Raw genomic sequence first — 25,738 nt, 5'->3', positions numbered from 1 at the left:
TGAAGTGCAGGGCCGAGCTGTTCGGGCCAATGCTGCTGACCGTGGAAGTTATGGCCCAGCCGTCAAACCGTGAGCAACCGTGCACACTGCTGACGGGGTTGCCGTTTGCGGCGGACATCATCACAGCACCCGCGCGGCTGTCTCGGTATCCGTCGTCGGCCTCTGGTGACGACACCTGATTAGGTGCCGCACGACAGGTTCTCCTGACGGATTCTGGAGATAGCTTCAATTGCAAGCCAACGAAGAGGAGCGCCAATGAGCACCAAGGTATTCAATAATAAAGACGTCCAGGATCTGCTGAAGTCAGCCACCAACCTCGAAGGCGAAGATGGAGACAAGCGTGCCAAGAAGATCATCCACCGTTTGTTGAGCGATCTGTTCAAGGCCATTGATGACTTGGATATCACCGCCGACGAAATCTGGCTAGGAGTGAACTACATCAATAAGCTAGGTGCCGATGGCGAGGCCGCTCTGCTGGCCGCCGGACTTGGTTTGGAAAAGTACATCGATATCCGCCTCGACGCTGAAGATGCCGCGCTGGGACTCACCGGAGGCACGCCACGAACCATCGAAGGGCCGTTATACGCCGCAGGAACGCCGGTCAAGGAGGGCGTGGCGAAGATGGATATCGTCGATGACCCGGATGCGGGCCCACTGGTGATCCGCGGTGCCGTAATCGGACCCGATGGCCAGCCCGTCAGCAATGCCCTGGTAGAGTGCTGGCACGCGGACTCCCGGGGCTTTTATTCGCACTTCGATCCTACCGGCAAGCTACCCGATTTCGACCTGAGGGGTGCCGTGCGCACCGGCGCCGATGGCAAGTATGAGTTTCGTACCCTGATGCCCGTTGGCTACGGTTGCCCGCCGCAGGGCGCCACTCAGCAACTGCTCAATAGGTTGGCGCGGCATGGGAATCGGCCCGCACACGTGCATTTTTTCGTCACAACGGACAATTTTCGCAAACTCACCACGCAGTTTAATTTCGAAGGCGACCCGCTGATCTGGGATGACTTCGCCTATGCCACGCGTGAGGAATTGATTCCACCGGTGTCCGACAAGACCGGTGGCGCGGCGCTCGGACTGAAGACCGATGCCTACAAAGAAATCGAGTTCGACTTCATCCTCACTCCCCAGCTCAATGGCGTGGACAACCAGCTCGTGCACCGCGCGCGCGCAGAAGGGAAGGCCGCGTAAGTCGCAAGCCACGTGGGCGCGCGTGCCATTGCCGATTCAGGTTCATGGCATGCGCAGCGCCCTCGCCAGGGAGGTGCGCAGTTGTCTGTGCCAGCCCGTCAAGGCATACCAATAAGGATAACTATCAAAATGGCATATCAATGATCGAAAAGGCCCTCGAATCCTGTGCGCAAGCAGCGTTCGCTCCGCGTGACGATACGCCAGTAGCGATCGGCGGCGCTGCTTCTACCCCAATGTGCCCCTACGAGCGAGCGCAATGCGACATCCTCGCGATGCTGCCCGCACGAGCACACGACCTGGCTCGACTCCGGGTGGTGGCTGAGGGCGGCATGCCCATCGTCACCGTCATCGGAAAATACAATCATGGCAAGAGTCGCCTGCTCAACGAGCTGTTGAACCGCGACACTTTCGCCGTGGCTGATCGGCGCGAGACGGTTACGCTGGCTGACTACGAGCACGAAGGCGTGCGCTGGCTCGATGCGCCGGGGATCGACGCTGACGTCAGCGTCGAGGATGACCGCCATGCTATGCAAGCGACCTGGCTGAAGTCCGATATTCGTCTGTTCGTGCACTCAGCGAAAGAAGGCGAGTTGGACGCGCGGGAATTGGCGTTACTGCAAGAGCTCAATGCTGATGCCGACCGCACGTGGCGCAAGACCCTGTTTGTGCTGACTCAAGTGGACCAATTGGCCGACGAGACTGAATTGGGGAGGGTGATTGGCGTCCTCCGGTCGCAGATACCGTGCCCCATCCCGATACCGACCTCGTCCACCCGTCATCGCCTTGGCGTACAAGACGGTAAGCGATTGATGCTCGAACGTAGCGGATTCTCGCGGTTGCGCGAGGAGTTGGCGGCATGTTTGACCGCTGTATATGAGGCCCGTGCTCATGAGACTGCCGTGTTGCTCGGCGAGATCCACGCGCAGCTACAGGCGTTGCTTTCCCACCGCAAGTCAGGGCTGGCGCAATCGCAAGCGCTTGAGCAGCAACAGCGCGTAGATTTCGTTCAAGGCTTGAGGGCGGTGTTCGCCAAGATCGGTGCCAATATACTCGAGATCATCGACGCCCCGGGCCCGGATCATGCGCAAACTGCGGATTCTGCCGAAGAACACTACCGGCGCACGGCCGCCAAGCAGGAACGGGCACGTATCCAAGTGGCGTATTCCCGTGCCTGTATCGAGATCGACAGTTACCTCACGGGGCAGGGTGTGGCTGAGCTGCCCGGCTCACAGCAGACCGGTATTCGGGCAATGGACTCGGTGATGGTAGCGTTGATGGGGGTGTCGGTAAAATTTCGCAACGATTTGCGGCGCATGTTCTGCGAGGCAGAAGGGTCGGCCCGTTTGCAACAGGAGTGCCTACGCTACTTCGAGTTGTCGAAAGACCGCGTTGAACTGGCCGCAGCGGTCACCGACCATGAAACGCAGATCACCTTGACTGAAAAGGCGCTCGCAGCCTTGCGCGTGTTGGAACCCGCAACATGAACGACAATACCCGCTACGAAGAGCGTTTCATTGCCCAAGCTGCGAGCGTTGATGTTATCGGACACAGTCCAGGCGAAATACTGGATCGGTTGCGAGCGTGGGAAAAGGGCGTAGGGAGGCTCTTGAGCTCAGCCCGGATACGGTTTCCAGGCATTGCCAACCGCAGTGCGTTGGCGCAGCAGGTCGAAGCGTTGAATTCAATGGTGATTGCGTGTCTGGAAAACTGGCCTCGTCAATGGGCCGAACTAGAGCCGGCGCAGCAACTGGCCGAGGTGTTTGACGATAAAGTGCTGCTACTTGTGTTCGGCAAGTTCAATGCTGGAAAGAGTTCACTTTGCAATTTCCTGGCGGAACGCTTCGTGGCGCGAGGCAAAGCGGTGCATCATTTTTATGTGCAAGACGCAACGATAAAGGATGCAGCTGGCCCGTTCCAAGAGGGATCGACCGAAACCACCACCCGACTGCAAGGCGTTTGCCTGGGCGAAAGGCTGGTGTTGCTGGATACGCCCGGCCTGCATTCGATGACGCCGGAGAATGCGGCGCTGACTGGTCGTTTCACCGATAGCGCTGATGGTGTTCTATGGCTGACCAGCTCCGCCTCGCCAGGGCAGGTACAGGAACTGGATGAACTGGCTCGCGAACTGCGTCGAGACAAGCCCTTGTTGCCTGTGTTGACTCGCAGTGATGTATACGAAGAGGACGAGGTCGACAATCAAATCGTCAGGCTGTTGTGCAACAAGGCAGGGCACAACCGGACACTGCAGGAGGCCGATGTGGCCGAGCGGGCGAGGGCAAAGCTGGCACAGCTGGGAGTTAACATCGAACTACTGGAAAACCCCGTATCGATCTCCGCCTACGTCGCACGCCAGCAGGGGCAAACGGCAGAAGCAATGCAGGCGGCAGGCTTCGAACGCCTGTACGCCGCGCTTATGGCCATTACCGAGCCCGCGCTGACATACAAACGGTTCAAACCGGCAGCGGTGCTTCTGCACCATTTGGACGAGCACATTGCCGGCGACTTTAGAAGTAGCCTGCTACCGTGCCTGGCCAAGTTGCAGCAGCAACTGCTGCAGTGGGATGCCACTTTGGAGCGGCAACGCGATCAGTTTCTCTCTGTTGCCTGGCGAAGCATCGTTGCGCAATTGCCCCGCTTATTGGAAGACCATGCCGGTACGGGGGATGCAGCGGCGGCCCGCACTCAAGCCGCGCAATGGCTCGGCAAAACCGCAGCGAAGGCAATCGATGAAGTATTCGCCGATTTCGATATCGGCCTTGATCCAGCATTGATCCCGCCAAAGCTCGATGGCGTAGCGGTCTACGGGATTCAGGCAGGAACGCCAGACTACGCGGACCTTCATACAGATCTGAAAGAGTCTATCCATTCGAACCTACTCAAGATCGTGGGCACAGTCATTAGCCATTGCCACCGCAGCATCGATCAGTTGCGCGCGGACCTGGCACAACTGCAAACCACGTTGTCCGCACAAGACCGCGAGCTGCTCGAACTCAAGTCGCTACTGATGCTTCGCAGGGGCTGATTGGCCGTGGCGTGGGGCAATAGTCAGGCCCGCACGAGTCAGTACATGCCACAGTAGGTAGCCATATCAACGGCTGAGGCGACTGCAATGCAGTCGAGTATTATGGGCACGTATCGTGGTGGACCAGGGAAAGGAAAATATTTACTAACCCTGTAACTTGAGCTGCTAGGGCCGCGCGCTGCGTGTCCCGATTTGAGGTATTTGTGTCGTATATAATCGTGACGGGCTCGATATAGTAGATTGGGGTATCAGAACGCTCATTCTCATGAGTGTCCGACCGCTGCGGTCGTATCTCACGAACTTGTCGAGTCAGTAAGGAGCTTTATATGACTAAGTCGATTGTTAGCATACCTGAGAACAATCCGGTGTACGGCGTGAGCACACAAGCGTTCCAGGACTGGCAATACTCTCCGGCGGTACGCGCTGGAGGGCTTCTGTTTGTTGCTGGCACCGTTGGTGTCCGGGCTGATGGCTCGATTCCGGAGTCGGTGGCCGAACAGACGGACCTGGCGTTCAAACGAATTGAAGAGTTGCTGCGTCTCCAAGGTCTCAGTATGAACGATCTGGTCGAGGTGGTGAGTTATCACACTGACGTCAAAAGTAATCTGGATCAGTTTTTGCCGGTCAAACAACACTATTTTGTAGAACCGTACCCGGCGTGGACGCTTATTGGTGTGGAAGCCTTGGGACGGCCTGAGCTGAAAATCGAGATAAAGGTTGTGGCAGCGTTGAAGCGTTCATAATAGCAATTCTGTTCAAAAAGCTGGGCACTCGGATTTCGTTATTGTCGATAGGTTTATGCTTGAGTGCTTGGGTGCTTGGGTGCTTGAGTGCTTGAGTGCTTGAGTGCTTGAGTGCTTGAGCGCTTGTGGCGTCGCGATTTGCGAGCCGACGAGCTTGCGCTTTACGCTGTGCAACCTTTGGCCTTGCTACATCACTCACGCTCAGGGTCGCCACGCCTGGCCCCGGAACCGGCGCACGCCGCGGTTCACGGGGCTGCTCGGGACTGCTGGCGGGGCGCCACCCGGGCTGGCTTACCGGGAGCGCGTGCTAAAGCTTGAACTTGCCCGCTAAACACTCACCCCCGTGGCGCGTTGTATTACGACTTAGCCGCCGTTTGCGCGTTGCCGCCCGTGAACGTACGCAACATCACGTAGAAGACCGGTGTCAGCACAAGACCGAAGAGTGTGACACCCAGCATTCCGAAGAACACCGAAATACCCATCGCCTGGCGCATCTCTGAACCAGCTCCCGTGGAGAACACTAGTGGCACCACGCCCATGATGAATGCTATCGACGTCATCATGATTGGCCGCAGGCGCAGCCGGCTGGCTTGGATGGCGGCCTGCAGTGGAGTGTAGCCGGCCTGGTCTAGCTCCCTGGCGAACTCCACCATCAAAATAGCGTTTTTGCATGCCAGCGCGACCAGTACCATCAGGCCGATCTGAGTAAAGATGTTGTTGTCGCCCTGGGTCAGCCAGACCCCCGTCAGCGCGCACAGGATGCTCATCGGCACGATCAGAATGACCGCCAAGGGCAGCGTCAGGCTTTCGTACAGGGCGGCGAGCACGAGGAACACCAGCAGCACGCTGATGGGGAACACCCACAGCCCGGCATTGCCTGAGATCACCTTCTGGTAGGTCAGGTCCGTCCATTCGAACCTGATGCCCTGGGGCAATACCTCGGCGGCGATACGCTCCGCCGCCGCCTGGGCCTGTCCGGAGGAATAGCCCGGCGCTGGGCCGCCGTTGATATCCGCCGCCGTATAGCCGTTGTAGCGGACCACCATATCGGGACCATAGGTGGAGCTGATCGTCACCAATGAAGACATCGGCACCATGTCACCATGATCGTTACGGGTCTTGAGTTGCAGGATGTCATCCGCGCGCTGACGGTAGGGGGCATCAGCCTGCACTCTCACCTGATAGACCCTGCCAAAGTCGTTGAAGTCGTTAACGTACTGCGAGCCCAGATACACCTGCAAAGTCTTGAAAACTTCGGCCACCGGGACCCCCAACTGCTTGGCTTTAACGCGGTCGAGGTCAACTTTGAGTTGCGGAAAGTTGATCTGGTAATTGGTCAGGGTGCCTCCAAGTTCGGGGGTCGCCGCGGCCTTTGCCATGAAGGCCCGTGTCGCTTTGTCGAGCGCTTCGTAGCCTAGGCTCGCTTGGTCTTCGAGCTGCATCTTGTAGCCGCCCAGGCTACCCAGGCCGAGGATAGGGGGTGGAGGGAAGGCGGCGATGTAGGCCCCTTTGATGCTGGCGAACTTCTGGTTGAGCGAGGCAACGATGGCGCTGGCTGACTCGTCCTTGCTCAGACGCTCGCTGTAGGGCTTGAGCGGTACGAACAGAATCCCCGAACTGGCGCTGTTCATGAATCCATTGATCGACAGGCCAGGAAAACCTACGGCGTGCGCGGCGCCAGGTTGCTGCATGACGATGTCACCCATCTGCCGAATCACCTGCTCGGTTCGGTCCAGTGAGGCGCCATTGGGTAGCTGAGCGATGGTGATCAGGTATTCCTTGTCTTGCATGGGCAAGAAGCCCGTGGGCACTGCACGGGCTACGAATACAGTCAAACCCAGTAAGAGCAGATAACTGATCAGCATCCAGCCTCGGCGGCCGAGAGCACCAGCCACCCCTCTGGAGTAGTGTTCCGAGCCACGCTCGAAGCCTATGTTAAAGGCCCTGAAGAACCTGCCCAGCAGAGCATTCAACACCCGTGTCAGGCGGTCTTCCTTGGCATCGTGGCTGCGCAAGAGCAAGGCGCTGAGTGCCGGCGAGAGAGTCAATGAGTTGAAGGCCGAGATCACCGTGGAGATGGCGATCGTCATCGCGAACTGTTTGTAGAACTGGCCGGTCAGGCCGCTCATGAATGCCAGTGGGACGAACACCGCAACCAGGGTCAGGGCGATGGCTATGATGGGCCCGCTGACTTCCTGCATGGCCTTGTAGGTGGCGTCCCGGGGGCATAACCCATTGGCGATGTTCCTTTCTACGTTTTCCACCACGACGATAGCGTCATCGACGACGATACCGATAGCCAGCACCATACCGAAAAGCGATAACGCGTTGATCGAAAAGCCGAACGGCAGCAGCAGGGCGAAGGTACCGATGATAGAGACGGGTACCGCTATCAGCGGAATGATCGCCGTGCGCCAGGACTGCAGGAATACGATCACCACCACCACTACCAGCGCGATGGCTTCGAGCAGGGTATGGATGACAGCCAGGATGCTGGCCTTGACGAATCGCGTCGGGTCATGAACCAGCCGGTAATCGAGCCCGGGAGGGAAGTCAGCGCTCATCGCTGCGAGTTCGGCACGGATACGCTCGGAAATATCCAGCGCATTGGCGCCCGGCAGTTGGTAGACCGCGAGGGAAACCGCCGGTTTGTTATCCAGCAAGGCGCGCAGGCCGTATTCCGCTGCCGCCAGTTCCACGCGCGCGACGTCGCGCAAACGCGTTACGGCGCCGTCCGGGCTGGTCTTGAGAACGATGGCGCTAAATTCCTCGACCGTCTTCAGCCGGCCCTGCGCGTTGATCGTCAATTGGGTGGCCGTACCTGGCGACGCCGGCGCTCCCCCTACGGCACCTGCCGCCACCTCGATATTCTGTTCCTGTATGGCGGTGACGACATCAGTGGCGGTGAGATCACGCTGGGCCACCTTTTGCGGGTCGAGCCAGACGCGCATGGCGTAATCACCTGCCCCCCACATATCGACGCGGCCAACACCCGGTATTCGTTCGAATCGGGTCTTGACGTTACGTACCGCGTAATTGCGCAGGTACGTGGTGTCGTAGCGGTCATTGGGCGACACGAGGTGCAGGAACAGCACCAGCGAAGAAGAGCTTTTGAGCGTCGTCACGCCCAGGCGCTGGACGTCTTCGGGCAATCGCGGGAGGGCCTGATTGACGCGGTTCTGCACCAACTGGGTGGCCAGGTCCGGGTCCGTGCCGAGGGCAAAGGTGATGGTAATGGTGAGGTTGCCGTCGCTGTTGGCCTGGGATTGCATGTAGAGCATGTTCTCCACACCGTTGATTTTCTCCTCCAGCGGCGCTGCCACCGTCTCGGCGATGATCTTCGGATTGGCCCCCGGATACTGGACGTTGACGGTTACCGAGGGGGGCACCACCTCTGGATATTCCGAGATCGGCAAGCGGAACAGTGCGATAAGCCCTGCTAGCAGGATCAATACCGATAGCACGCCCGCGAAGATGGGACGGTCTATGAAGAACTTGGATATATTCATACGGGACTCAAGACGAGAGCGCTCGCTGTTCCATCGACATTCGATCAGCGCGCTGTTACATGACGTGGGTGATCAGCGTTGGGTGCTGGCCTGTGCGCCGCTGGGGCTGAGTAACTTGGCTTGTACCTGGGTTCCGGGTCGAACTCGCTGGATGCCGTTGACGACTACGCGGTCTCCTTCCGCCAACCCGGAAGTGATAACGCGTTCAGTGCCTTGCAGGTTGCCCAGGGTCACCGGCCGATAGATCACCTGCTCGTGTTGATCGACCACGAGTACGAATCGCTGGTCTTGATCAGTGCCAATGGCGGCATCGTCTACCAGCAGTGCGCTGTAGGGTTCGCTGCCGCCCACTTTTACGCGCGCGTACAGGCCCGGCAGCAAGGCGTCGTCGACATTGGTGAACCGGGCGCGCATGCGGATGGTGCCCGACGACGTGTCCAGTTCGTTGTCGACGGATTGGATCACCCCTCGCCGCGAGTAGCCTTTCTCATCCGCGAGGCCCAGCTCGACGGGGATATTAGCGTCGTGGCTGACGCTGCTTATATATTTGAGATAAGTTTGTTCGTCCGCATTGAATTCGGCATAGATTGGGTCGACAGAAACAATCGTCGTCAAGGGCGGAGCGCTCGCACCGGCGCTGACGATATTGCCCAGCGTCAACTCAGCCCTGGAGACCCGGCCCGCAATGGGCGCGGTCACCTGGCAGTAGCCCAGGTCTATTTGCGCTGCGTCCAATGCCGCTTGCGCGGTTTTGAGATTGGCGGCGGCTTCCCGTGCGGCATTGTTCTTTTCGTCGTAATCGCGTCTGGCGATGGCATTGTCGCCAATCAGCCGTTGAGCCCTTTGCCATTCACTTTGCGTATAGGCGACGCGCGCCCTGGCAGCAGCGACCTGGCCGCTGGCGCGGTCCACTTGTGCCTGATAGGGGCGAGGGTCGATGACGAACAACGTGTCGCCCTTTTTCACCAACTGGCCATCGTGCAGGCCAACCGCGATGATAGCGCCCGCGACCTGAGGCCGGACCTCGACTTTTTCCACTGCCGCCAAACGGCCGGAATAGAACTGCCAATCGGTGACCGCCGCTCGCCTAACCACTGCAACGTCGACTTCCTGCAGCGGGCCCCGGCCGTCCTTGGCCAGAGCGCGATGGGGCCCGGTAAGGGTGCCATATCCAACGGCCGCCAAAATGAACATGCCGGTGGCCGAATAGAGCAACCCTTTCAAATAGGGCCTGGGTTTAGCGCTCATGAATGCTCCAAAGGGGTGAACGTGGGTGTGAATATTGTTGGAATGGGCGTCCGGTCCATTTCGCTGGCCGGGTGAACAGCTAAGCGGGGCAGGCCTTTTGCTTGGTCCGTATCCACCTCAGCGTGACCAGCGCACACGCCGCGAGCAGTGGAAAAGCGAGCGCGTTCATGTTTTTCCAGCCGAGCCACTGCAATGCGGGGCCCGCGGCCAACGTGGCGATGGCCGTGAACCCATAGCGAATCAATTCGGCCATTCCCTGCACCCTCGCGCGTTCCGCGGCAAGATGAGACGCCGTCAACAGCGCAGTGCCGCCCACGAACATGAAGTTCCAGCCAAGGCCCAACAGCAGTAAGGCTGTGTAAAACCCCAGGAGGCTGTCGGAAAGGTTCGCTATCACGCCACAGCCGGCGCTCAGTGCCATGCCTGCGTACAGCACCCAAGGCAGGCCGAACCGGGTAATCAATCGACCGGCAAACAGCGAGGGCGCATACATGCCTACCAGATGCCACTGGATGATGTTGGCGCCATCATCCATCGAGTGCCGGCTGGCAATCGCGGCCAAGGGCGCTGCGGTCATGATGAACATCATCACCATGCCCCCGATCACGTTATTGGCCAGCGCTGCCAGGGAAATGGGCGATGCCAACACTGTGATCAGGCGACGGGGTGGCGCCAGCGGCTGCCCAGGGTGGGCGATGCCTGGGCTGGCGTCTCGGTAACCCAGCCACAGCAATAGGGCGGATGCCAAACCGAGTAGCGACACCATCAGGTAGGAGCCTGCGAACAGGGTCGGCAACAGGTCCCTGCTCCAACTCGCCAATAGCGGCCCTAGCAGCGCAGCCATGACCCCGCCGGCCAGCACCAGGGCAATTGCCCGTGGCTGGCGCGCTATGGGCTCGCTATCTGTTGCCGCCAACCGGTAATACTGGGCGAAGGCTTGAAACACGCCGACGGCAGCCGTCCCGAGACAGAACAGCCAGAACGCCTGTTGCAAAACGGCCCAGACACTGACCACTCCGCCCACCGCGCCTGTCACGGCGCCCAGCACGAACCCGTAACGCCGGCCCGCTTTCTCCATCAGCGAGGAGGCGAAATAGGCCGCAGCCGCGCCGGCCACCGTAATGAGGGCGAAGGGCAGGGTGGCGAGCGATTTGTCAGGCGCCAGTTGATATCCCGTCAGCCCAGTCAACGTCAGATCGATCGCCAGTGCCGCCGTGAACAATCCCTGTGCGATCGCCAACACCGGTACGTTCGGGGCCACTGAGCGTGCCTCGGGTTGTGGGTTGCTCGGTGCTGGCTTCGATGCGCTCATCGGGTCCATCCTGACGGCCATGAGAGACGGTTGGAGTTCCATACCATGGCATTTCTCCTGCTGACGAAGCCTGGATGGTCTCGCGATCGCCCAGGCCGGAGAAAGGACGTAGTTCCCTCCATTAGCGTCATGGGCGCCCAGGGGCAAGAACGCGGGCGTGCGTTGCCATGCCCGACACCGTGCCCAGGTTGTGGTGACGCTTTATGAGGGATTTATGGGGTTTGCTGAGGGGCGTTTTTGTAGGATGATTTTCCCGCGTGGCGCGGCTGGACCGCATCCCGCTGGTGAGCTGAGCGGGTGATTTGGACTTCGTTGCACAACTGTTGGAAAGGTAAGCTCATGCGCGACATCGCATTCTTCATCTTCCCGGGATTTCAGATCCTGGATTTGAGTGGCCCCTTGGCCGCATTCGAGATCGCCAATGGAATAGGCGTGCCACAGCCTTATCGCTGCTCGGTGGTGTCACTGACGGGAGGGGCTGTGATGAGTTCGGCCGGCGTGGAAGTGAGCTCGCGAAAGATCAGATCGACACCCTACGATACCTTGATCGTGGTGGGTACCGAGTTGCCGTCCCGGCCCCACGAAATGCCCCTGATTTCCGATCACCTCGCCAACGCCGCGCTCAAGGGGACGCGGCGTATCGCCAGCGTTTGTACCGGGGCCTTTCTGCTGGCCGCCGCCGGTTTGCTGGACGGTCGCCGCGTGACGACCCACTGGAAGCAAACGGCGCGGCTGCAACGCAGTTTTCCCAAGGTGCGGGTCGAACCCAACCGGATTTTTATCAAGGACAAACAGATCTGGACTTCAGCGGGTATTTCCGCGGGTATCGACCTGGCGTTGGCAATGGTTGAAGAGGATCTGGGAAGCGCCGTTTCCCACGAGGTCGCCCGTTATCTGGTGGTGTACCACCGTCGCCCCGGAGGGCAGTCCCAGTTTTCCGCAATGGCCGATATGGAGCCGACCACCGATCGCATGCGCGAGGTGCTTACCTATATGCGCGAGCACCTGCACGAGCCACTGTCTACCGAGCACCTGGCCTCGATCGCCTGCCTCAGCTTGCGCCAGTTCGGCCGAGCGTTCCTCACCGAAACCGGCGAAACGCCCGCCAAAGCCGTAGAACGCTTGCGTGTCGAGGTCGCTCGGCAACGGGTAGAGCGCGGCTTCGAACCTATCGAATTGATCGCCAGTTCAGTGGGCTTCAAAGACCCGGAACGCATGCGCCGGGCGTTTATCAGGGTGACCGGGCACCCGCCACAGAGCATTCGGCGCCTTGCCGCGCAGCAAGGCGTGACCGCCTAGCCGAGTCCCGCTCCTGTGTGCATGGGTGGCCCCCTTATGCACGATACCGCTACAGCTGCCGTACGGCCGCGCGGGTGACTGCGCTCGTCTTCGGCGCCTGCCGTGAGAGCGTTCACTGATTTTTCAATTGTCAAAGCAGGACTGATGCTATGCCAGACTCACTGGACCGCCGGACATTATTGACACTCGCTTCCTGCTGGGCGGCGACCATGGCGCTGCCTGCACTGGGCGATGATCGGCCCGGCGCCGAACACTTGCGAATGATGAACTCGATCCCACCTGATGCCCCCAAGGTGGCGATGTTGATCTATCCCAAGATGGTCGCCCTGGATTTGATCGGGCCGATGACCATCTTCAAGATTGCAAGGTTCGATCTGCATCTGGTCTGGAAGGACCAACAACCGGTCTCGACCGACGTTGGCCTGCCCCTGGTTGCCACCCACACATTCGAACAGTGCCCCTTGAACGTCGATGTGCTGTTCATTCCCGGGGGAATCATGGGCACCATCGACTGCATGGCCGACCCTCAGGTACTGGCATTCCTCGCGGACCGCGGGGGGCGTGCGCGATGGGTCACCAGTGTGTGTACGGGTGGCCTGGTGCTGGCCGCCGCCGGCCTGCTGGTGGGTTATGACGCCACCGCCTACTGGCCGGTCGCACAGCTTCTGCCCCTGATGGGCGCGCGCCATGTCGATCAGCGTGTGGTCAAGGATCGCAATCGCATGACCGGGGGCGGCGTAACCGCCGGGATCGATTTTGCCCTGGCGCTGGTCGCAGAGATGAAGGGCGAGGAACTGGCAAGGCGCGTGCAGCTATTCATCGAATACGCCCCCCAGCCGCCGTTCAGCAATGGCACCCCCGCAGAAGCCGGAGAGCAGCGCACGGCCGAGGTTCTGCACAGCCGGCGCTGGATGGACGAGCAAGCTCGCAATGCGGCGGTCAAGGCCGGCCGGCGCCTGGGGCTCAGCGGATAGCGCCACGGTCACCGACGTTTATCGACGGCGCCGCACCAAGGCGTAAAGCCATGGCCCCTCGTTCAAAACGAGAAGGTGGAAGACAACAACAGTGTGCGTGGCGAACCTCTCGAGATGCCCGCTGCCTGGCCGGAGGCTGCCGAAGCCCAGTAGCTTCTGTCAGCGACGTTTTCAACCGATGCCCGCAGCACGATGGGCTGGCGGGTGACGCCTTCGAGCGAGTAACGCAGGCCCAGGTCGGATCGCGTCCAGGCCGGTATGTGCTGGCTGTTGGCGGCGTCGATGTACTGCTTGGCGGTCAGAATGGCGCGCGCGGTCAGGGTCAAGTGCGGGACGTCGGTATCATATTCGATGCCGGCATTGGCTTGATAGGCGGGTGTGCCAACCGCTTTGTCGTTATCGTATTGGCCAGTGCCCGTTTTAGTTTGGCGTGCATCGAGCCACATGATTCCGCCCAGCATCCGCCAACGCTCTGCCGGCTGCCCCGAGACATTCCATTCCAGGCCGCGATTGCGCTGCCGGCCGTTCACACCATAAACGCCGCTCACGGTATCGGTCGTGCCGTTTGGCTGAGTGATCTGAAAGGCGCTCAGGCTGGTAAACCCAGTGCTCCATTGAGCTTTGATACCCACTTCACCTTGCCTGGCCACCACGGGTGCGAAAGTTTGCCCGACATTGATAGACCCGGCCGGGGCAGTCGGGCCCTGTTGCAGCGCTTCTACATAATTGGCGTACAGGCTGACACTCTCGGTGATTTTGTAGACTGCGGCATAGGCCGGTGATACCGCGGATTGATCATAGCGTGCTGTGCGTGCGCCGGTCTGCGCAGCGAAGTTGGCACTGCGAATCGCTTGCAGGCGGGCGCCGAGGGTGAGCTGCAATCGGTCGTCTGCCAGGCCCAGGGTATCGGCCATGAGCCAGCTGCCATAGCGGGCTTGCGAGGTCCGATGCAGGTGATCCAGGTCAGGCACGGTGGCCGCATCGGGCCGGGGCACGGTTCGAGGCTCGTGGGTATTGGAGGAATAACCGCCCAGGGGGGCGAATACGGCTTTCAGGTTCTGCTGCCAATAGGCCGCTGCCAACGTTACCTGATGGTTAACGGTGGCGGTTTCGAAAGCCCCTCGTAGCCCTGCCTGCCCAGAAATATGCTCGCCGTTCGACGGGAACGAGTTGATCGCCGCATGGTAATCACCGTTGGCCTGCAACGCCGTGGGTTGGATGTATAGGCCGGTGGTCTCGGTTTTACTCGTTCCCAGGGCGAGGAATGCCGTCCATTGCTCGCTCAAGTCATATTCAGTACGGACGGCGCCATAGTGATCGGTGGTGCGAATGCGCGCCCAGGGTTGCCCCAGGTTAGTGCGGTTGTCGACCTTGGGCGGGGATGAGACCCCAGGAGCCAGTGTCACGGCCCAGTCCGGGGCGTTCAGCGTTTGGCGTTGCTGGCCAAGGTCCAGATACCACCGGCTTCTATCGCCCTGGTAGTCAAGGCTGGTGGCCATGGCGGTGCTGCGCTCCGATTGATCGTCAATGCCTTGGTCGCCGCCACTGGTCAGGCCGTTCACCCGCAGGCCCCATGCGTGCTCTTCGCCAAACCGGCGACCTACATCCAAGTGCGAACTCAGGGCAGCATCGGACTCCAGTCCAGTCGTCAGGCGAGTGACCGGGGTATCGGTGGCTCGCTTGGGCACTATATTGATCGCGCCACCGACCGAACCGCCGAGCGAGATACCATTCAAGAACGTATCGGGGCCTTTCAGTATCTCGATGCGTTCGGCGAATTGCGCTGGATAGCGCTGTTTTGGCGCAATCCCGTAGAGCCCGTCGAAGCCCATGTTGTAAGAGAACAGATTAAAGCCACGAATCGAATAGACATCGCGGTAACTGGCCCTGGGAAAAATGACCCGCACTGACGGATCCGCTGCCGCCACATCGGCAATACTGCGGCTTTGACTGTCGTCTACGTACCGCGCGGTGTAACCCGTCAAGTTGAATGGGGTGTCGAGCGCAGTACGGTTGCCGAGGACGCCCAGGCGGTTACCCGTGGCAGTCTGACCGCCGGGGGCCTGGGGCATCAGCGTCGCAGCGTCGCCCGGGCGCACCCTTGGCAGGCGGGTGGTCGTGACTTCGATGGTATCCAAGGTAAGCGTTGGTCCGTTGACAGGTGGCGTGGCGAGCGTGCCGTCGGCGATGCATTCATTTGTACCGAGCACGGAGAGGACAGAGCATAGGGCCGCCTCAAAAGCGATGGCTTTCAACATGGAGGGATTCTGCGCAGGTAAGGGATTTTATCCGGCCCAGGCGCATCACAGGTCCTCGCTGCCCAGGTCGCTCTTGCACAACGCGCAGCCCTATCTGCCCCCGGCATCGGTCGCAATCATCGGCCACATTGCGCAGGCCGTAAAAGACATTTATCCCTCCAATAGCGGCGCCTCCATCGTATTGCGGGCGGCGTAAATCGAGGGATATACGTCGTTTGTCAAAGTCTGACCTGCCCTTACGCTGGGGTGTTGGACATCGGTAAACGCAATGGATCAGCGAACATTCACTCACCTGCGAATAGGCCAGTCATGAAAGATCTTTTAGGAAAACGTGCGTTCGTCACCGGCGCGGCGCGTGGTATCGGTGCGGCCATTGCCATCGAGTTGGCGCAAAGGGGCGCGGATGTCGCCTTCAGTTATGTGCGCTCGGCAACGGCGGCGGAGCAACTAGCGGCGCAAATTCAAACCTTGGGGGGCAGGGCGTTTGCCATCCAGGCGGATAGCCTCGACCCCGACGCCGTGAAAACCTCAGTGGACGACGCTGTGTCCTTGTTGGGCGGGCTGGATATCCTGGTCAACAACGCTGGCGTTGCCTTCATAGGCCCGCTGGAGGACATGCCGCTGGAGCAGATCGACCAGATCATCGGTGTGAACATCAGAGCTGTGGTGCTTGCGACTCAGGCAGCCATTCCTCATCTGCGCGAAGGCGCAAGGATCATCAACATCGGTTCATGCTTGGCCGAACGGGTGGCGTTCGAAGCGGTGACTGTCTACTCCATGTCCAAGTCCGCGCTACTGTCTTTTACCCGTGGCCTGGCTCGCGAACTGGGACCGCGCGGCATCACCGTCAATACAGTGCATCCGGGCCCGACGGATACGGACATGAACCCCGCCGATGGCGACGGTGCGCCGGCGATGAGATCGCATATTGCGCTGGGGCGCTACGGTACCGCCAAGGACGTGGCGGTCGCCGTCGCCTTCATTGCCAGCCCTGACGCGAGGCATATCACCGGTACGGGGCTGAGCGTCGACGGAGGGGTAAACGCCTAATCACCCGCGCAGCCGCAGGCTGCCAACTCAGGAGGCAAGATCATCCGTTGCCCTGCAACGCCCTCCTGGCATCCGCCCCGTCGTATATCCGAACGGGGCGGGCGCTGCTTTGGCCATTGGAAAATGCGCGCCCGGTACGGAAATGAGGTCAACCCAGATAACCCGTAATTTTTTGTTGACGGGTATGCAGGGTAAGCCGTAAGGTATTTCTGACGCCTATCGGAGTTCCCCCATTGACTACATCAGGAGATGACTTGCTCAAGGTCCTCGAAGCCCTGTCCAACCGACACCGGCTGCGGGCGGTGGCCCGGCTCGCCCGTGCGGGGCCGGCCTATATCAGCCAGCTTGCCAGGGACATCGGTATCAGTCGGCCGCTGATGCACCTGCACTTGCGCAAGCTGGAAGCCGCAGGGCTGGTCACTTGGACCGTCGAGACTGCCGAGGACGGCAAAGCTATCAGCCTCTACCAAGTGGCGCCCTTCGCCTTGACCGTTACGCCTTCACTCATCGCTGAATCGGCTCATACGTTGAGTACCGAGCAAGCCGCTGACCCAACTGATTGCTAGGAGCGCACATGGACAGATCCTCGATGATTTTCATCACTACGTGTCTGGTTTTGCTGACGGTGATACTTATCTTCGGCATGAAATTCTTTTACTTGTCGCGTAAGCGTTCAGGTGATCCGTCGGCCAATCCGCAGTTGTTGGAAAACGCCATCAAGGCTGCCGACAGCAACGCCGCTGCGCTGATCGAAGTGCGCGACAGCCTGGCGCAGATCCAGCGCCGCCTGAGCAATGTCGAAAACATTCTCAAGGAAGTGGAGTAGCCATGATCGACGCGGCCGCAACTCCTAAGACCGTCCTGTTGACCGGTGCAAGCCGCGGTATTGGCCATGCGACCGCGCAAAATTTCGAAGAGCAAGGCTGGCGGGTCATCACCGTGTCCCGTACCCCCCTGGATGGCAAGTGCCCATGGTCGTCGGGCGCACAGGACCATATCCAGGCCGACCTGGCGGATATCCAGGCCTATCCCGCACTGATTTCCAGCATCAGAAGCCGCCTGGGTGGCAGGGGCCTGAATGCAATCGTGTGCAACGCAGGCATCTCGCCAAAAAACCGCGAAGGGCAGCGTTTGGGCGCTCTTGAAACCGATTTCGAGCAATGGATGGCGGTCTTCAATGTCAATTTCTTTTCCTGCGCGGTGTTGTCTCGCGGGTTACTGCCCGAGTTACAGGCAAGCGCCGGCTCGATCGTCAATGTCACCTCTATCGCCGGTACGCGGGTGCATCCGTTCGCGGGGGGCGCCTATGCCTGCTCGAAGGCCGCTTTGTCGTCGCTTACCCGCGAGCTCGCCCATGACCTCGGCCCTTTTGGCATACGTGTCAACGCCGTCTCGCCAGGTGAAATCGACACTGCGATTCTGTCGGCCGGCACCCAGGCCATCGTCGACAGCCAGATCCCCATGAAGCGCCTCGGCAGCCCGGAAGAAGTGGCGCAGACCATTTTCTTTCTGTGCTCCAGAGCAGCGTCCTATATCAACGGAGCGGAGATTCAGATCGATGGAGGGCAACATGTCTAAGATCGCCAAGGGGATACGAACGGCCTTGGTGGCAGGATTGATAGTCTCTCTATCGGCGTGCAGCACCTATATCAAACCTCGCGGTCCGGCATTGCCGCAAGGCTCGAGCTGGGCGGTCGCCGGGCCCGATAACCTCGCGGGTGCGGCCAACGCCGATCTGATTCTCCAGCAAATGCTCGGTGCCGCGCTGGCACGGCGGGATATTGTTGGCCGGCCTTACCCAGCCGTGGTCAAGGCCTACCAAGCGTCCAGCCTGGAAGCGGCGGTTGGCTGGGCGAGGGGCAATGGCATCCAATACATCCTGACTTCTGTCATCGGAGAGTGGGGCTATCGGGGCAACGGCGCTGGCGGACCGGCGGTCGGAGTTACTTTCGCAGTCATTCGGGTAGCGGACCGGCAGGTACTTTGGCAGGCCAGCGGCGCACGATCGGACTGGGTTGGTCGGGGGCTGGACGCAACTGCCCTCAAGGTCGCCGAAAAACTCGTTGATGGCATCCCCCTGCAGACCCGATAGATACGCCATGGTGAGGCTCGCCGTAGGACGAACAATAGCGTGATGCGAGGAGAGCAGAAAACGGCAACAAAGCCGCCACCTCCTCCAGCGGCGCCTCTACCGCTGCCAGACCTCCCAGGGCGTCCGGAGTCCGGACGCCAAGTCCCTGCGCGGTCATCGCATCATTTACGGGCAGGTCTGCGTCCGTCCTGGGGCTTGGCCGCTTGTGTTCCCGGCCCGGTTCTGCGTCGGCGCGGCCGGCGGATGATCCACCGCCAGGCGGTCATCGGTCCAGGCGCCGTGACGACATTCGTGATGTGATCGCATCGGGGCTTGAGCGTTGGCTGCCAGCAGCGCCCGCTCAGTAGCTGGCGATTCTGCAGGGGCTGGCAGTTTTGGTGCGTGATGGAATCAGCCGAGGCGAGCCGCGGCAGGGGGTTGACGTCTAGTTGTGCGGGTGGCGTGCGCAGGCTGCCCATAATGCGTGCCTGAATTCTGCACTTCCTGGAAGCTGCCACACTGACCCGCCTTGGCCGGCACACCCTTCATTGGTGTACCGCGCGGTACCGGCGGTCGTCATTTATCCCTATGCAACCCCCACCCGCCATTGCGGCGGCGGTGCACTGCCATTGACGGCAAAGTCGCCGACGATGCGCTCTTTGTAAATCCGCGGGTTATGCGACGTTAGCGTGCGCGCATTTCGCCAGAAGCGATCCAGGCCTAGTGGGCGCAAGGTCGCTGACGCGCCCAGGGCATCGAACAGGAGAGTGGAAGCGTCGAGAATCAGATCGCTGACTACCGTCAAGGCCTGGCCAACTTCCAGTTCTGCTACCTCACTCGCCTTGTCTTCGCGAAGCGGGTCGTCGCTGAAGCGCAAGTCAGCGACGCGCTGCAGTGCCTCGGCGTTCTTCAGCACGATCACCCCCGCGCAGTAAGCCGCGCTGCGGACTTTGCCGACCACCTGCAGGATTTGCGGATCAAGCGCAACCCGCGGCGCGTTGCCGATGCTGAAGGTGCGGGTCCGTTGTGCGACCGCTTGGGCGACTTCGCTGGTCATCGCGCGGCCCAGCCCGGCGAGGTTGGCCAGGTGGAACAGCTGGAAATAACCCGGCGAGTAGCGGAAGCGGTCTTCAACGGCGATCACGTCGATGAGCTCCGCCCGCACATCGCGAAAGTGCGCGGTACCGCTGGCGGTCAGGGTCTGACCGAAGCCGGCCCAGTCGTCGATGATTTCCACACCGGGTGCATGGCGGTTGACGTAGACACTGGAGCGGGTACCGTCCTGCGCAGTCGCGCCGACATCGATCCAGTCCGAGTACAGTGCGCCGGTGGTGTAGAACTTAGTCCCGTTCAGTATCCAGTGGTCGTCCTTGCGGACCACCGTGGCAGTGAACTCGGCGCGTTTGGCGTCGCCGACCTCGCTGGTGGCTTGGCCGACCGTTTCGCCTGCGGCCAGGCGCGGCAGCCAGCGCTCGCGGAATGCGGCCTGGTGACTATTGAGTACGATTTCGACGAAGGCCATGTGGCCGCGGATGATCTGTACCAGGTTGGAGTCAGCCTCGCCCAACTCGATCAGCAACGCGAACAGGTGCGCCAGATCGATGCCGCTACCGCCGTGCTCTGTGGGCACGCGCAGGGCGAAGAAACCAGCGTCCTTGAGCCAGGCGAGTTGTTCGTGAGGCAATTGGCGATTGAGTTCGCGCTTGATCGCAGTCTCGCGAATGCGCGCGAACAGCGGCCGGAAGCGCTCGGCCAGGGCCTCGTAGTCGGCGCCGGGGCCGGCACCCCAGGCGGCGTCGATTTGCGACATGGCGGTCAATCCTTCTTGTTCTGGTAGGCGATAGGGGTGCTGCTCCACAGATCGGCGTAGGCGAACAGCGACGGCTGGCCGCCGGTGTGGATGAACAGCAAGGCCTCGTCGGGCCTGAAGGCCTTCTGGCGGACCAGCGCGATCAGGCCAGCCATGGCTTTGCCAGTGTGCACTGGGTCCAGCAGAACGGCTTCCTGGCGGCCGAGCAGGTCGAGCGCCTCGAGCATCCCAGGGGTGGGCTTTCCGAAGCCGTCGCCCACGAACTGGTCATGCACGATGACGTCCTCGGCTTGCAACAGGGCTGGCGAATGGCCGATGAGGGCGAGCGTTTCGCGGGTCAGCTCGTCGACGCGACGGCGCACCGGGTCCGGGCCGCCGAGAATGTTCACGCCATGGATGCGGGTTCTGCTCCTCAACAGGACGTGGCCGGCCAGCAGCCCGGACTGCGTACCGGCAGAGCCACTGGCATGGAAGATATGATCGAAGCGCAGGCCGGCCTGGTCGGCCTGGGCCTGTAACTCCAGCGCGGCATTGACGTAGCCTAATGCGCCGATGGGGGCCGAGGCGCCAACCGGGATGGTGTAGGGAACGCCGCCACGGGCTCGCACCTCAGCGGCCGCCTGAGCCAGTTCGGCGTCCAGATCGGAGCCGCCTGCGACCACCCGGAAGGTTGCGCCGAGCAGGCGGTCCAGGAGTATGTTGCCGTTGGTGCGGTAGTTGTGGTCGGCGTCCGCCAGGCGGTCGTCGATGATCAACTCGCAGCCCAGGCCGGCCTTGGCCGCCGCGGCAGCGGTCTGGCGGCAGTGGTTCGATTGCAGGGGGCCGGCGGTGAGCAAATGCGTGGCGCCGTGTTTGAGGGCGTCGGCCACCAAGTACTCGAGCTTGCGCACCTTGTTGCCGCCCAGGCCCAGGCCGGTGCAGTCGTCACGCTTGATCCAGATTTGTGGCCCGCCCAGCTGCTCGCTGAGGCGCTTGAGGTGTTGCAGTGGCGTCGGTAGATGCGCCAGGGGGTAGCGGGGGAAGTCTTGAAAGCTCATAGGGGACGACCTTGAGTAACTATCTGGGCACTGGACTCAGTGCAGGATCTGACGAAGAAATTCTTGCGTGCGGGGATGCTCCGGAGCCTCGAAAAAAGCCTGAGGCGCGTTCTCCTCGATGATCTGCCCGCGGTCCATGAAGATCACCCGGTCGGCGACCTGGCGCGCGAAGCCCATCTCGTGGGTCACGCAGATCATCGACACACCCGAGTCCTGCGCCAGCCCGGTCATGACGTCGAGGACCTCCTTGACCATTTCTGGGTCGAGGGCCGAGGTGGGCTCATCGAACAGCAGCACCTGCGGGTTCATGCACAGTGCGCGGGCAATCGCTACCCGTTGCTGCTGCCCGCCGGACAGCTGTGCGGGAAACTTGTGGGCGTGCTCGAGAATTCGCACCCGCTCCAGTTGCGCGACGGCATTGGCCTCGGCCACCTCGCGCTTTTGGCCCAGCGCCCATATGGGGCCGGTGACCAGGTTCTCCAGAACGCTGAGGTGGGGGAACAGATTGAACTGTTGAAACACCATACCCACCGAGCGCTGGATGGCCCGCAGGTTCTTGGCGGACTCATCGACTACGATGCCATTGACGGTGATGGTGCCATGCTGATGCGCCTCTAGCCTGTTAATGCAGCGGATCAGCGTCGACTTGCCCGAGCCCGATGGGCCGCAGATGACCACGCGCTCACGCGCGGCCAACTGCAGGTTGATATCGACCAGGGCGTGGTAATCGCCATACCATTTGTTAACGTTTTGCAGGGTCACTACAGGGTTGCCGCTCACAGGTGGGTGCTCCCGTGCACAAGAGAGAAAGGGCTCATCAGTGGTTAGCTCCGTTGTTCAGTCGCCGTTCCAAGCGTGCGGAAGCCGCTGAAATCACAAAGCTCATTAAGAAGTAGATAACCCCGACTGCCAGGTAGAGCTCCAGGAAGAACGCCTGCCATTGAGCATCCGCCAAGGCTGCGCGCGAGGCGCCCATCAAATCGAATACGCCAATGATCAGCACCAGCGAGGTGCCTTTGAAAAAGTCCAGGAAGGTGGTGGTCAGCGCCGGCAGGGCCGCCTTTAAAGCTTGCGGCAGGATGATCAGGCCTTGGGTTTTCCAGTAGCCCAGGCCGATGGAGTGCGCCGCTTCGAACTGGCCTTTGGGCAACGTCGACAGACCGCTGCGCAGCGCCTCGGCGATATAGGCCGACATGCACAAGGCAATGCCGACCAGGGCCCGCAACACCTTGGGTACGTCGGTTTGTGGGGGCAACAACAACGGTACCACCACCGCCGCGGCAAACAGCACCGCAAGCAAGGGCACACTGCGCATCAACTCGATATAACCGGTGGCAAGCAGGTGCAGCGCGCGCACCTTCGAGGTCCGCGCCAGGGCCAGCAGCACACCCGCCGGCAACGCCAGCAGCGTGCTGCCCACGGCCAGGATCAAGGTCAGCGTCAGGCCACCCCATTGGTCCGAGGGGACTGCTGCGAGGCCGGCCGCGCCACCGTGCAATAGTAGCCCCGCCGCCAGGGCGATCAGCCCCCAGGCTAGCGTGCTGATGCACCGCCGTGCCGGCAACAGCGGCCGCACGGCGAAGAACAGCACGGGTAGCAGGATCGCTAGCAACGGCCGCCAGAGGCTTTCCCGTGGGTACAGGCCGAAGAACAGCAGCGCCGCCTTGTCTTCGATGAACGCCCAACAGGCGCCATGCCCGGCGCGGCATTCAGCCGGGCCAGCCGGCAGGGTAATGGCATCCACCACCGCCCAATGCCAAACTTGCCAGCCCAGCGTCAGCAGCAGCACGATCAGCACGGCGGTGATCAGCGCGTTGTACCAAGGGAACAGAGCAGGGTGGCGATGCCATGGTGCGCCGGGGGGCGGCGCGGCGCGCGCCGCAACATTTTCATGCAACATGGTCGAGATGCTTTGTCAGGTAGCGCATCAGCGCGGTCACCAGAAAACCCAGTGCCACGTAGAACGCCAGGAAAATGAAAACTATCGCCAAGGCCTGGCCCGTCTGGTTGATGGCCGTATTGCCCACCGAGACCAGGTCGGGATAGCCCACGGCGACGGCCAGCGAGCTGTTCTTGATCAGGTTCAGGTACTGATTGATGGTCGGCGGTATGCCGATCTTCAACGCCTGGGGCAGCACGATCAGCCGGAGCCGGGACACGGCGCCGAGGCCGACGGAGATGGCCGCTTCGGTCTGCGCCTTGGGCACCGCGACGATAGCGCCGCGGAACACCTCGGCCAGGGAACCGCTGGTGTATACCGTCAGGCCGATCAGCAGCGCGGCGAGCTCGGTTGAGATACCCGCGCCGCCGGACATGCTGAAGCCATCTAGGTGGGCGGTACTGATCGACAGCGTCAGGCCCATGAGTGCGCTGGTCGCATAGCTGCCAACTAGCGCGCCAAGCGCCGCCACCGGCCACTTCAGGCCCCACAGCGCAGTCGCCAAGCCCGGACGCTGGCGTTGCCAAACGGCCATGCCCAGGCGTACCACTAGCAGCCAAACCACCGCCACGCCGAACAGCAGCCAACCCTGGCCTGCGGCATTGATAGCGGGGAGCCATATTCCGCGGTTGCTCAGAACCACGCCCGGTAAAGGGTGCAGCGCGCTCCGACTGTCGGGCAGGCCAAAGGTGATAGCCGCGTACCAGGCGAACAGGTGCAGCAGCAGGGGGATATTACGTGTCGTCTCGACCCATGCGCGGCCCAGGCCTGATAGCAACGGGTTTTGCGCGAGGCGACAGAGCGCGATCAACAGTGCCAGAACACTGGTCAACACGATACCCAGCGCGCTGACTTTCAACGTGTTCAATGCGCCGACCACGAATGCACGGGCATAAGTATCGGCGCCCGAGTAGTCGATGAGCGCCTCGCTGACATCGAACCCCGATGGATAATCGAGGAAGCCAAAACTGATTGGCATGCCACGGGAGCGCAAGTAAGCCGACAGCAATTGGCCCACCAGCAGTATCAGTAGCAAGGCCCCGGCCCAGGTCGCCCCGCGCTTTGCCAGCCGCCGCTTGTCGGCAGTGGTGGCAAGCGCGACAGGTTCGGCCATCACAGTGGCGGCGCGTACTGCAACCCACCTTTGGACCACAGCGCGTTCAGCCCGCGGTCCAGCCCCAGTGGTGTGCCAGGGCCCAGATTGCGCTCGAAGGATTCGCCGTAATTACCGACGTCCTTGATGATGTTGTAGGCCCACTTCTCGTCAAGGCCCAATGCCTTGCCGTTGCCCGGCACTACCCCCAGCAGTTGCCTGATATCAGGGTTCTGGCTGTTGGCGATGGCGGGGGTGTCGATGTTCTTGGAGGTCACGCCCAGCTCCTCGGCGGCCACCATGGCGAACTGCGTCCAGCGCACGATATCGCCAAAGCGGCTGTCGCCTTCGCGGATTACCGGGCCCAATGGCGACTTGGCGATGCGCTCTGGCAAGATCACGTAATCATCCGGGTTGGGCGCACGGGTAGCGCGAAAGCCCGCCAGGCCCGAAGAGTCGTAACCCAGTGCATCGCAGCGCCCGGAGAAGTACGCCGACACCAGCTCGGCCTGGCTTTCGAAAACGATCGGGGTGAATTTCTTGTTTAGCGCCGTGTAGTAATTACGGAAACTGGCTTCACCAGTGCCGCCCTGTGGCAGGCAGATAGTGGCACCATTGAGCTCGGTGGCGCTTTTGACATTGAGCTTCTTGTTGACCAGCAAGGCCAGGCCGTCATAGAAGTTGATGCCTTCCCAGTCGATGCCCAGGCCGGCGTCGCGCTGCAGCGTCCAGGTCGCGGTACGGGTCAGCACATCCACTTCACCCGCCTTGAGCGCGGCAAACCGCACCTGATCAGACAGCGGCACGAAGCGGGTTTTTTCCGGGTCCCCGAGGATCGCGGTGGCGATGCCCTTGCAAAGGTCGACATCCAGGCCTTTCCATTTACCATCGCTGCCGGGTACCCCGAAACCCGCCGTGCCGGGCGTGACGCCACAGATCAGCACGCCGCGGGCACGGATAGCATCGAGGTCGCTGCCTGCGTAGGCGGCAGAAGTGAAGGACGCGCAGAGCGAAAGGCAGGCAGCAATCAAGTACTTGGTGTTTTTCATGAGGTCTTCGTTGAACGATGGGTTTGAAATCGGTAAGTCGGCCTGGTCAAAACAGGGGGCAGCTCGCCCTTTGTAGTCGTCGCTATTTGCAACGGCCGTGCCAATCATTGAATGACTTAGGTTTGGGGCA

The 25,738-nt window shown here is 61.1% G+C and carries 21 protein-coding genes; 11 read left to right on the top strand and 10 right to left on the bottom strand.

Annotated elements, in window-relative coordinates:
* The first annotated feature begins 255 nt into the window (after positions 1 to 255).
* The 4 genes from catA to AC3WJP_RS03190 all read left to right on the top strand — a co-directional run bounded on the left by catA (position 256) and on the right by AC3WJP_RS03190 (position 4,959).
* Positions 256 to 1,194: a catechol 1,2-dioxygenase gene (catA, locus tag AC3WJP_RS03205; RefSeq protein ID WP_493719788.1), complete on the top strand. Its 939-nt coding sequence runs from the start codon at positions 256 to 258 to the stop codon at positions 1,192 to 1,194.
* A gap of 140 nt (positions 1,195 to 1,334) precedes the next feature.
* Positions 1,335 to 2,678, top strand: a complete 1,344-nt coding sequence (locus tag AC3WJP_RS03200; protein WP_493719787.1) for a GTPase — start codon at positions 1,335 to 1,337, stop codon at positions 2,676 to 2,678.
* Complete coding sequence (locus AC3WJP_RS03195; protein WP_493719786.1) at positions 2,675 to 4,216, top strand: GTPase; 1,542 nt, start codon at positions 2,675 to 2,677, stop codon at positions 4,214 to 4,216. The genes AC3WJP_RS03200 and AC3WJP_RS03195 overlap by 4 nt, the downstream gene beginning before the upstream one ends.
* Before the next feature lie 326 nt (positions 4,217 to 4,542).
* Positions 4,543 to 4,959: a RidA family protein gene (locus AC3WJP_RS03190; RefSeq protein ID WP_493719785.1), complete on the top strand. Its 417-nt coding sequence runs from the start codon at positions 4,543 to 4,545 to the stop codon at positions 4,957 to 4,959.
* Between the two features lie 356 nt (positions 4,960 to 5,315).
* Here AC3WJP_RS03190 and AC3WJP_RS03185 read toward each other — a convergent pair whose 3' ends face one another.
* From AC3WJP_RS03185 to AC3WJP_RS03175, 3 genes are all read right to left on the bottom strand, one after another.
* On the bottom strand, positions 5,316 to 8,468 hold the full coding sequence (locus tag AC3WJP_RS03185; protein ID WP_493719784.1) for an efflux RND transporter permease subunit: 3,153 nt from the start codon (positions 8,466 to 8,468) through the stop codon (positions 5,316 to 5,318).
* A 72-nt stretch (positions 8,469 to 8,540) separates the two neighbouring features.
* On the bottom strand, positions 8,541 to 9,716 hold the full coding sequence (locus AC3WJP_RS03180; RefSeq protein ID WP_493719783.1) for an efflux RND transporter periplasmic adaptor subunit: 1,176 nt from the start codon (positions 9,714 to 9,716) through the stop codon (positions 8,541 to 8,543).
* Positions 9,717 to 9,795: 79 nt separating this feature from the next.
* Positions 9,796 to 11,028, bottom strand: a complete 1,233-nt coding sequence (locus tag AC3WJP_RS03175) for an MFS transporter (RefSeq protein ID WP_493719782.1) — start codon at positions 11,026 to 11,028, stop codon at positions 9,796 to 9,798.
* 339 nt (positions 11,029 to 11,367) lie between these two features.
* Here AC3WJP_RS03175 and AC3WJP_RS03170 point away from each other — a divergent pair, with 339 nt between their 5' ends.
* The gene (locus AC3WJP_RS03170) at positions 11,368 to 12,327 is read left to right on the top strand and encodes a GlxA family transcriptional regulator (protein ID WP_493719781.1); all 960 of its coding nucleotides are present in this window, start codon (positions 11,368 to 11,370) and stop codon (positions 12,325 to 12,327) included.
* A 149-nt stretch (positions 12,328 to 12,476) separates the two neighbouring features.
* Entirely contained in the window at positions 12,477 to 13,301 is an 825-nt protein-coding gene (locus tag AC3WJP_RS03165) for a DJ-1/PfpI family protein (RefSeq protein WP_493719780.1), read from the top strand.
* A 62-nt stretch (positions 13,302 to 13,363) separates the two neighbouring features.
* On the opposite strand, the gene AC3WJP_RS03160 is transcribed toward AC3WJP_RS03165, so the two are convergent.
* A complete protein-coding gene (locus AC3WJP_RS03160) occupies positions 13,364 to 15,559 on the bottom strand; it encodes a TonB-dependent receptor (RefSeq protein ID WP_493719779.1) in 2,196 nt (731 codons plus the stop codon).
* A gap of 309 nt (positions 15,560 to 15,868) precedes the next feature.
* On the opposite strand from AC3WJP_RS03160, the gene AC3WJP_RS03155 reads away from it, so the two are divergent.
* From AC3WJP_RS03155 to AC3WJP_RS03135, 5 genes are all read left to right on the top strand, one after another.
* The gene (locus tag AC3WJP_RS03155; protein ID WP_493719778.1) at positions 15,869 to 16,609 is read left to right on the top strand and encodes an SDR family NAD(P)-dependent oxidoreductase; all 741 of its coding nucleotides are present in this window, start codon (positions 15,869 to 15,871) and stop codon (positions 16,607 to 16,609) included.
* Between the two features lie 233 nt (positions 16,610 to 16,842).
* The gene (locus AC3WJP_RS03150; protein WP_493719777.1) at positions 16,843 to 17,175 is read left to right on the top strand and encodes an ArsR/SmtB family transcription factor; all 333 of its coding nucleotides are present in this window, start codon (positions 16,843 to 16,845) and stop codon (positions 17,173 to 17,175) included.
* Between the two features lie 8 nt (positions 17,176 to 17,183).
* A complete protein-coding gene (locus tag AC3WJP_RS03145) occupies positions 17,184 to 17,435 on the top strand; it encodes a hypothetical protein (RefSeq protein WP_493719776.1) in 252 nt (83 codons plus the stop codon).
* A 2-nt stretch (positions 17,436 to 17,437) separates the two neighbouring features.
* Positions 17,438 to 18,187 (top strand): SDR family NAD(P)-dependent oxidoreductase, encoded by a 750-nt coding sequence (locus tag AC3WJP_RS03140; RefSeq protein WP_493719775.1) that lies wholly within the window; start codon positions 17,438 to 17,440, stop codon positions 18,185 to 18,187.
* Positions 18,180 to 18,701: a hypothetical protein gene (locus AC3WJP_RS03135; protein ID WP_493719774.1), complete on the top strand. Its 522-nt coding sequence runs from the start codon at positions 18,180 to 18,182 to the stop codon at positions 18,699 to 18,701. The genes AC3WJP_RS03140 and AC3WJP_RS03135 overlap by 8 nt, the downstream gene beginning before the upstream one ends.
* A gap of 565 nt (positions 18,702 to 19,266) precedes the next feature.
* On the opposite strand, the gene AC3WJP_RS03130 is transcribed toward AC3WJP_RS03135, so the two are convergent.
* From AC3WJP_RS03130 to AC3WJP_RS03105, 6 genes are read right to left on the bottom strand one after another with little or no spacing between them, the layout of a single operon-like run.
* Positions 19,267 to 20,490 (bottom strand): acyl-CoA dehydrogenase family protein, encoded by a 1,224-nt coding sequence (locus AC3WJP_RS03130; protein WP_493719773.1) that lies wholly within the window; start codon positions 20,488 to 20,490, stop codon positions 19,267 to 19,269.
* 5 nt (positions 20,491 to 20,495) lie between these two features.
* Entirely contained in the window at positions 20,496 to 21,527 is a 1,032-nt protein-coding gene (locus tag AC3WJP_RS03125) for a D-cysteine desulfhydrase family protein (protein WP_493719772.1), read from the bottom strand.
* A 36-nt stretch (positions 21,528 to 21,563) separates the two neighbouring features.
* On the bottom strand, positions 21,564 to 22,307 hold the full coding sequence (locus AC3WJP_RS03120) for an amino acid ABC transporter ATP-binding protein (RefSeq protein ID WP_493719771.1): 744 nt from the start codon (positions 22,305 to 22,307) through the stop codon (positions 21,564 to 21,566).
* A 37-nt stretch (positions 22,308 to 22,344) separates the two neighbouring features.
* Positions 22,345 to 23,427 carry an amino acid ABC transporter permease gene (locus AC3WJP_RS03115; protein WP_493719770.1) on the bottom strand — a complete coding sequence of 361 codons (1,083 nt, stop codon included), beginning with the start codon at positions 23,425 to 23,427 and terminating at the stop codon, positions 22,345 to 22,347.
* Positions 23,417 to 24,580 (bottom strand): amino acid ABC transporter permease, encoded by a 1,164-nt coding sequence (locus AC3WJP_RS03110; protein ID WP_493719769.1) that lies wholly within the window; start codon positions 24,578 to 24,580, stop codon positions 23,417 to 23,419. Before AC3WJP_RS03110 ends, AC3WJP_RS03115 begins: the two co-directional genes overlap by 11 nt.
* Positions 24,580 to 25,608, bottom strand: coding sequence for an amino acid ABC transporter substrate-binding protein (locus AC3WJP_RS03105; RefSeq protein WP_493719768.1), 1,029 nt, complete (start codon positions 25,606 to 25,608; stop codon positions 24,580 to 24,582). The genes AC3WJP_RS03110 and AC3WJP_RS03105 overlap by 1 nt, the downstream gene beginning before the upstream one ends.
* Positions 25,609 to 25,738 lie beyond the last annotated feature (130 nt).

The sequence above is a fragment of the Pseudomonas sp. GW821-FHT01A09 genome, assembly GCF_058986725.1.
This window is presented reverse-complemented; position numbering and strand designations above follow the sequence as displayed.

Bases quoted from the DNA above. Each gene is read 5' to 3' on its own strand.
- catA (WP_493719788.1), top strand. From the start codon at position 256: ATGAGCACCAAGGTATTCAATAATAAAGACGTCCAGGATCTGCTGAAG.
- AC3WJP_RS03195 (WP_493719786.1), top strand. From the start codon at position 2,675: ATGAACGACAATACCCGCTACGAAGAGCGTTTCATTGCCCAAGCTGCG.
- AC3WJP_RS03140 (WP_493719775.1), top strand. From the start codon at position 17,438: ATGATCGACGCGGCCGCAACTCCTAAGACCGTCCTGTTGACCGGTGCA.
- AC3WJP_RS03110 (WP_493719769.1), bottom strand. From the start codon at position 24,580: ATGGCCGAACCTGTCGCGCTTGCCACCACTGCCGACAAGCGGCGGCTG.
- AC3WJP_RS03170 (WP_493719781.1), top strand. From the start codon at position 11,368: ATGCGCGACATCGCATTCTTCATCTTCCCGGGATTTCAGATCCTGGAT.
- AC3WJP_RS03160 (WP_493719779.1), bottom strand. From the start codon at position 15,559: ATGTTGAAAGCCATCGCTTTTGAGGCGGCCCTATGCTCTGTCCTCTCC.
- AC3WJP_RS03185 (WP_493719784.1), bottom strand. From the start codon at position 8,468: ATGAATATATCCAAGTTCTTCATAGACCGTCCCATCTTCGCGGGCGTG.
- AC3WJP_RS03135 (WP_493719774.1), top strand. From the start codon at position 18,180: ATGTCTAAGATCGCCAAGGGGATACGAACGGCCTTGGTGGCAGGATTG.
- AC3WJP_RS03130 (WP_493719773.1), bottom strand. From the start codon at position 20,490: ATGTCGCAAATCGACGCCGCCTGGGGTGCCGGCCCCGGCGCCGACTAC.
- AC3WJP_RS03180 (WP_493719783.1), bottom strand. From the start codon at position 9,716: ATGAGCGCTAAACCCAGGCCCTATTTGAAAGGGTTGCTCTATTCGGCC.
- AC3WJP_RS03115 (WP_493719770.1), bottom strand. From the start codon at position 23,427: ATGTTGCATGAAAATGTTGCGGCGCGCGCCGCGCCGCCCCCCGGCGCA.
- AC3WJP_RS03105 (WP_493719768.1), bottom strand. From the start codon at position 25,608: ATGAAAAACACCAAGTACTTGATTGCTGCCTGCCTTTCGCTCTGCGCG.
- AC3WJP_RS03165 (WP_493719780.1), top strand. From the start codon at position 12,477: ATGCCAGACTCACTGGACCGCCGGACATTATTGACACTCGCTTCCTGC.
- AC3WJP_RS03200 (WP_493719787.1), top strand. From the start codon at position 1,335: ATGATCGAAAAGGCCCTCGAATCCTGTGCGCAAGCAGCGTTCGCTCCG.
- AC3WJP_RS03190 (WP_493719785.1), top strand. From the start codon at position 4,543: ATGACTAAGTCGATTGTTAGCATACCTGAGAACAATCCGGTGTACGGC.
- AC3WJP_RS03145 (WP_493719776.1), top strand. From the start codon at position 17,184: ATGGACAGATCCTCGATGATTTTCATCACTACGTGTCTGGTTTTGCTG.
- AC3WJP_RS03125 (WP_493719772.1), bottom strand. From the start codon at position 21,527: ATGAGCTTTCAAGACTTCCCCCGCTACCCCCTGGCGCATCTACCGACG.
- AC3WJP_RS03155 (WP_493719778.1), top strand. From the start codon at position 15,869: ATGAAAGATCTTTTAGGAAAACGTGCGTTCGTCACCGGCGCGGCGCGT.
- AC3WJP_RS03175 (WP_493719782.1), bottom strand. From the start codon at position 11,028: ATGAGCGCATCGAAGCCAGCACCGAGCAACCCACAACCCGAGGCACGC.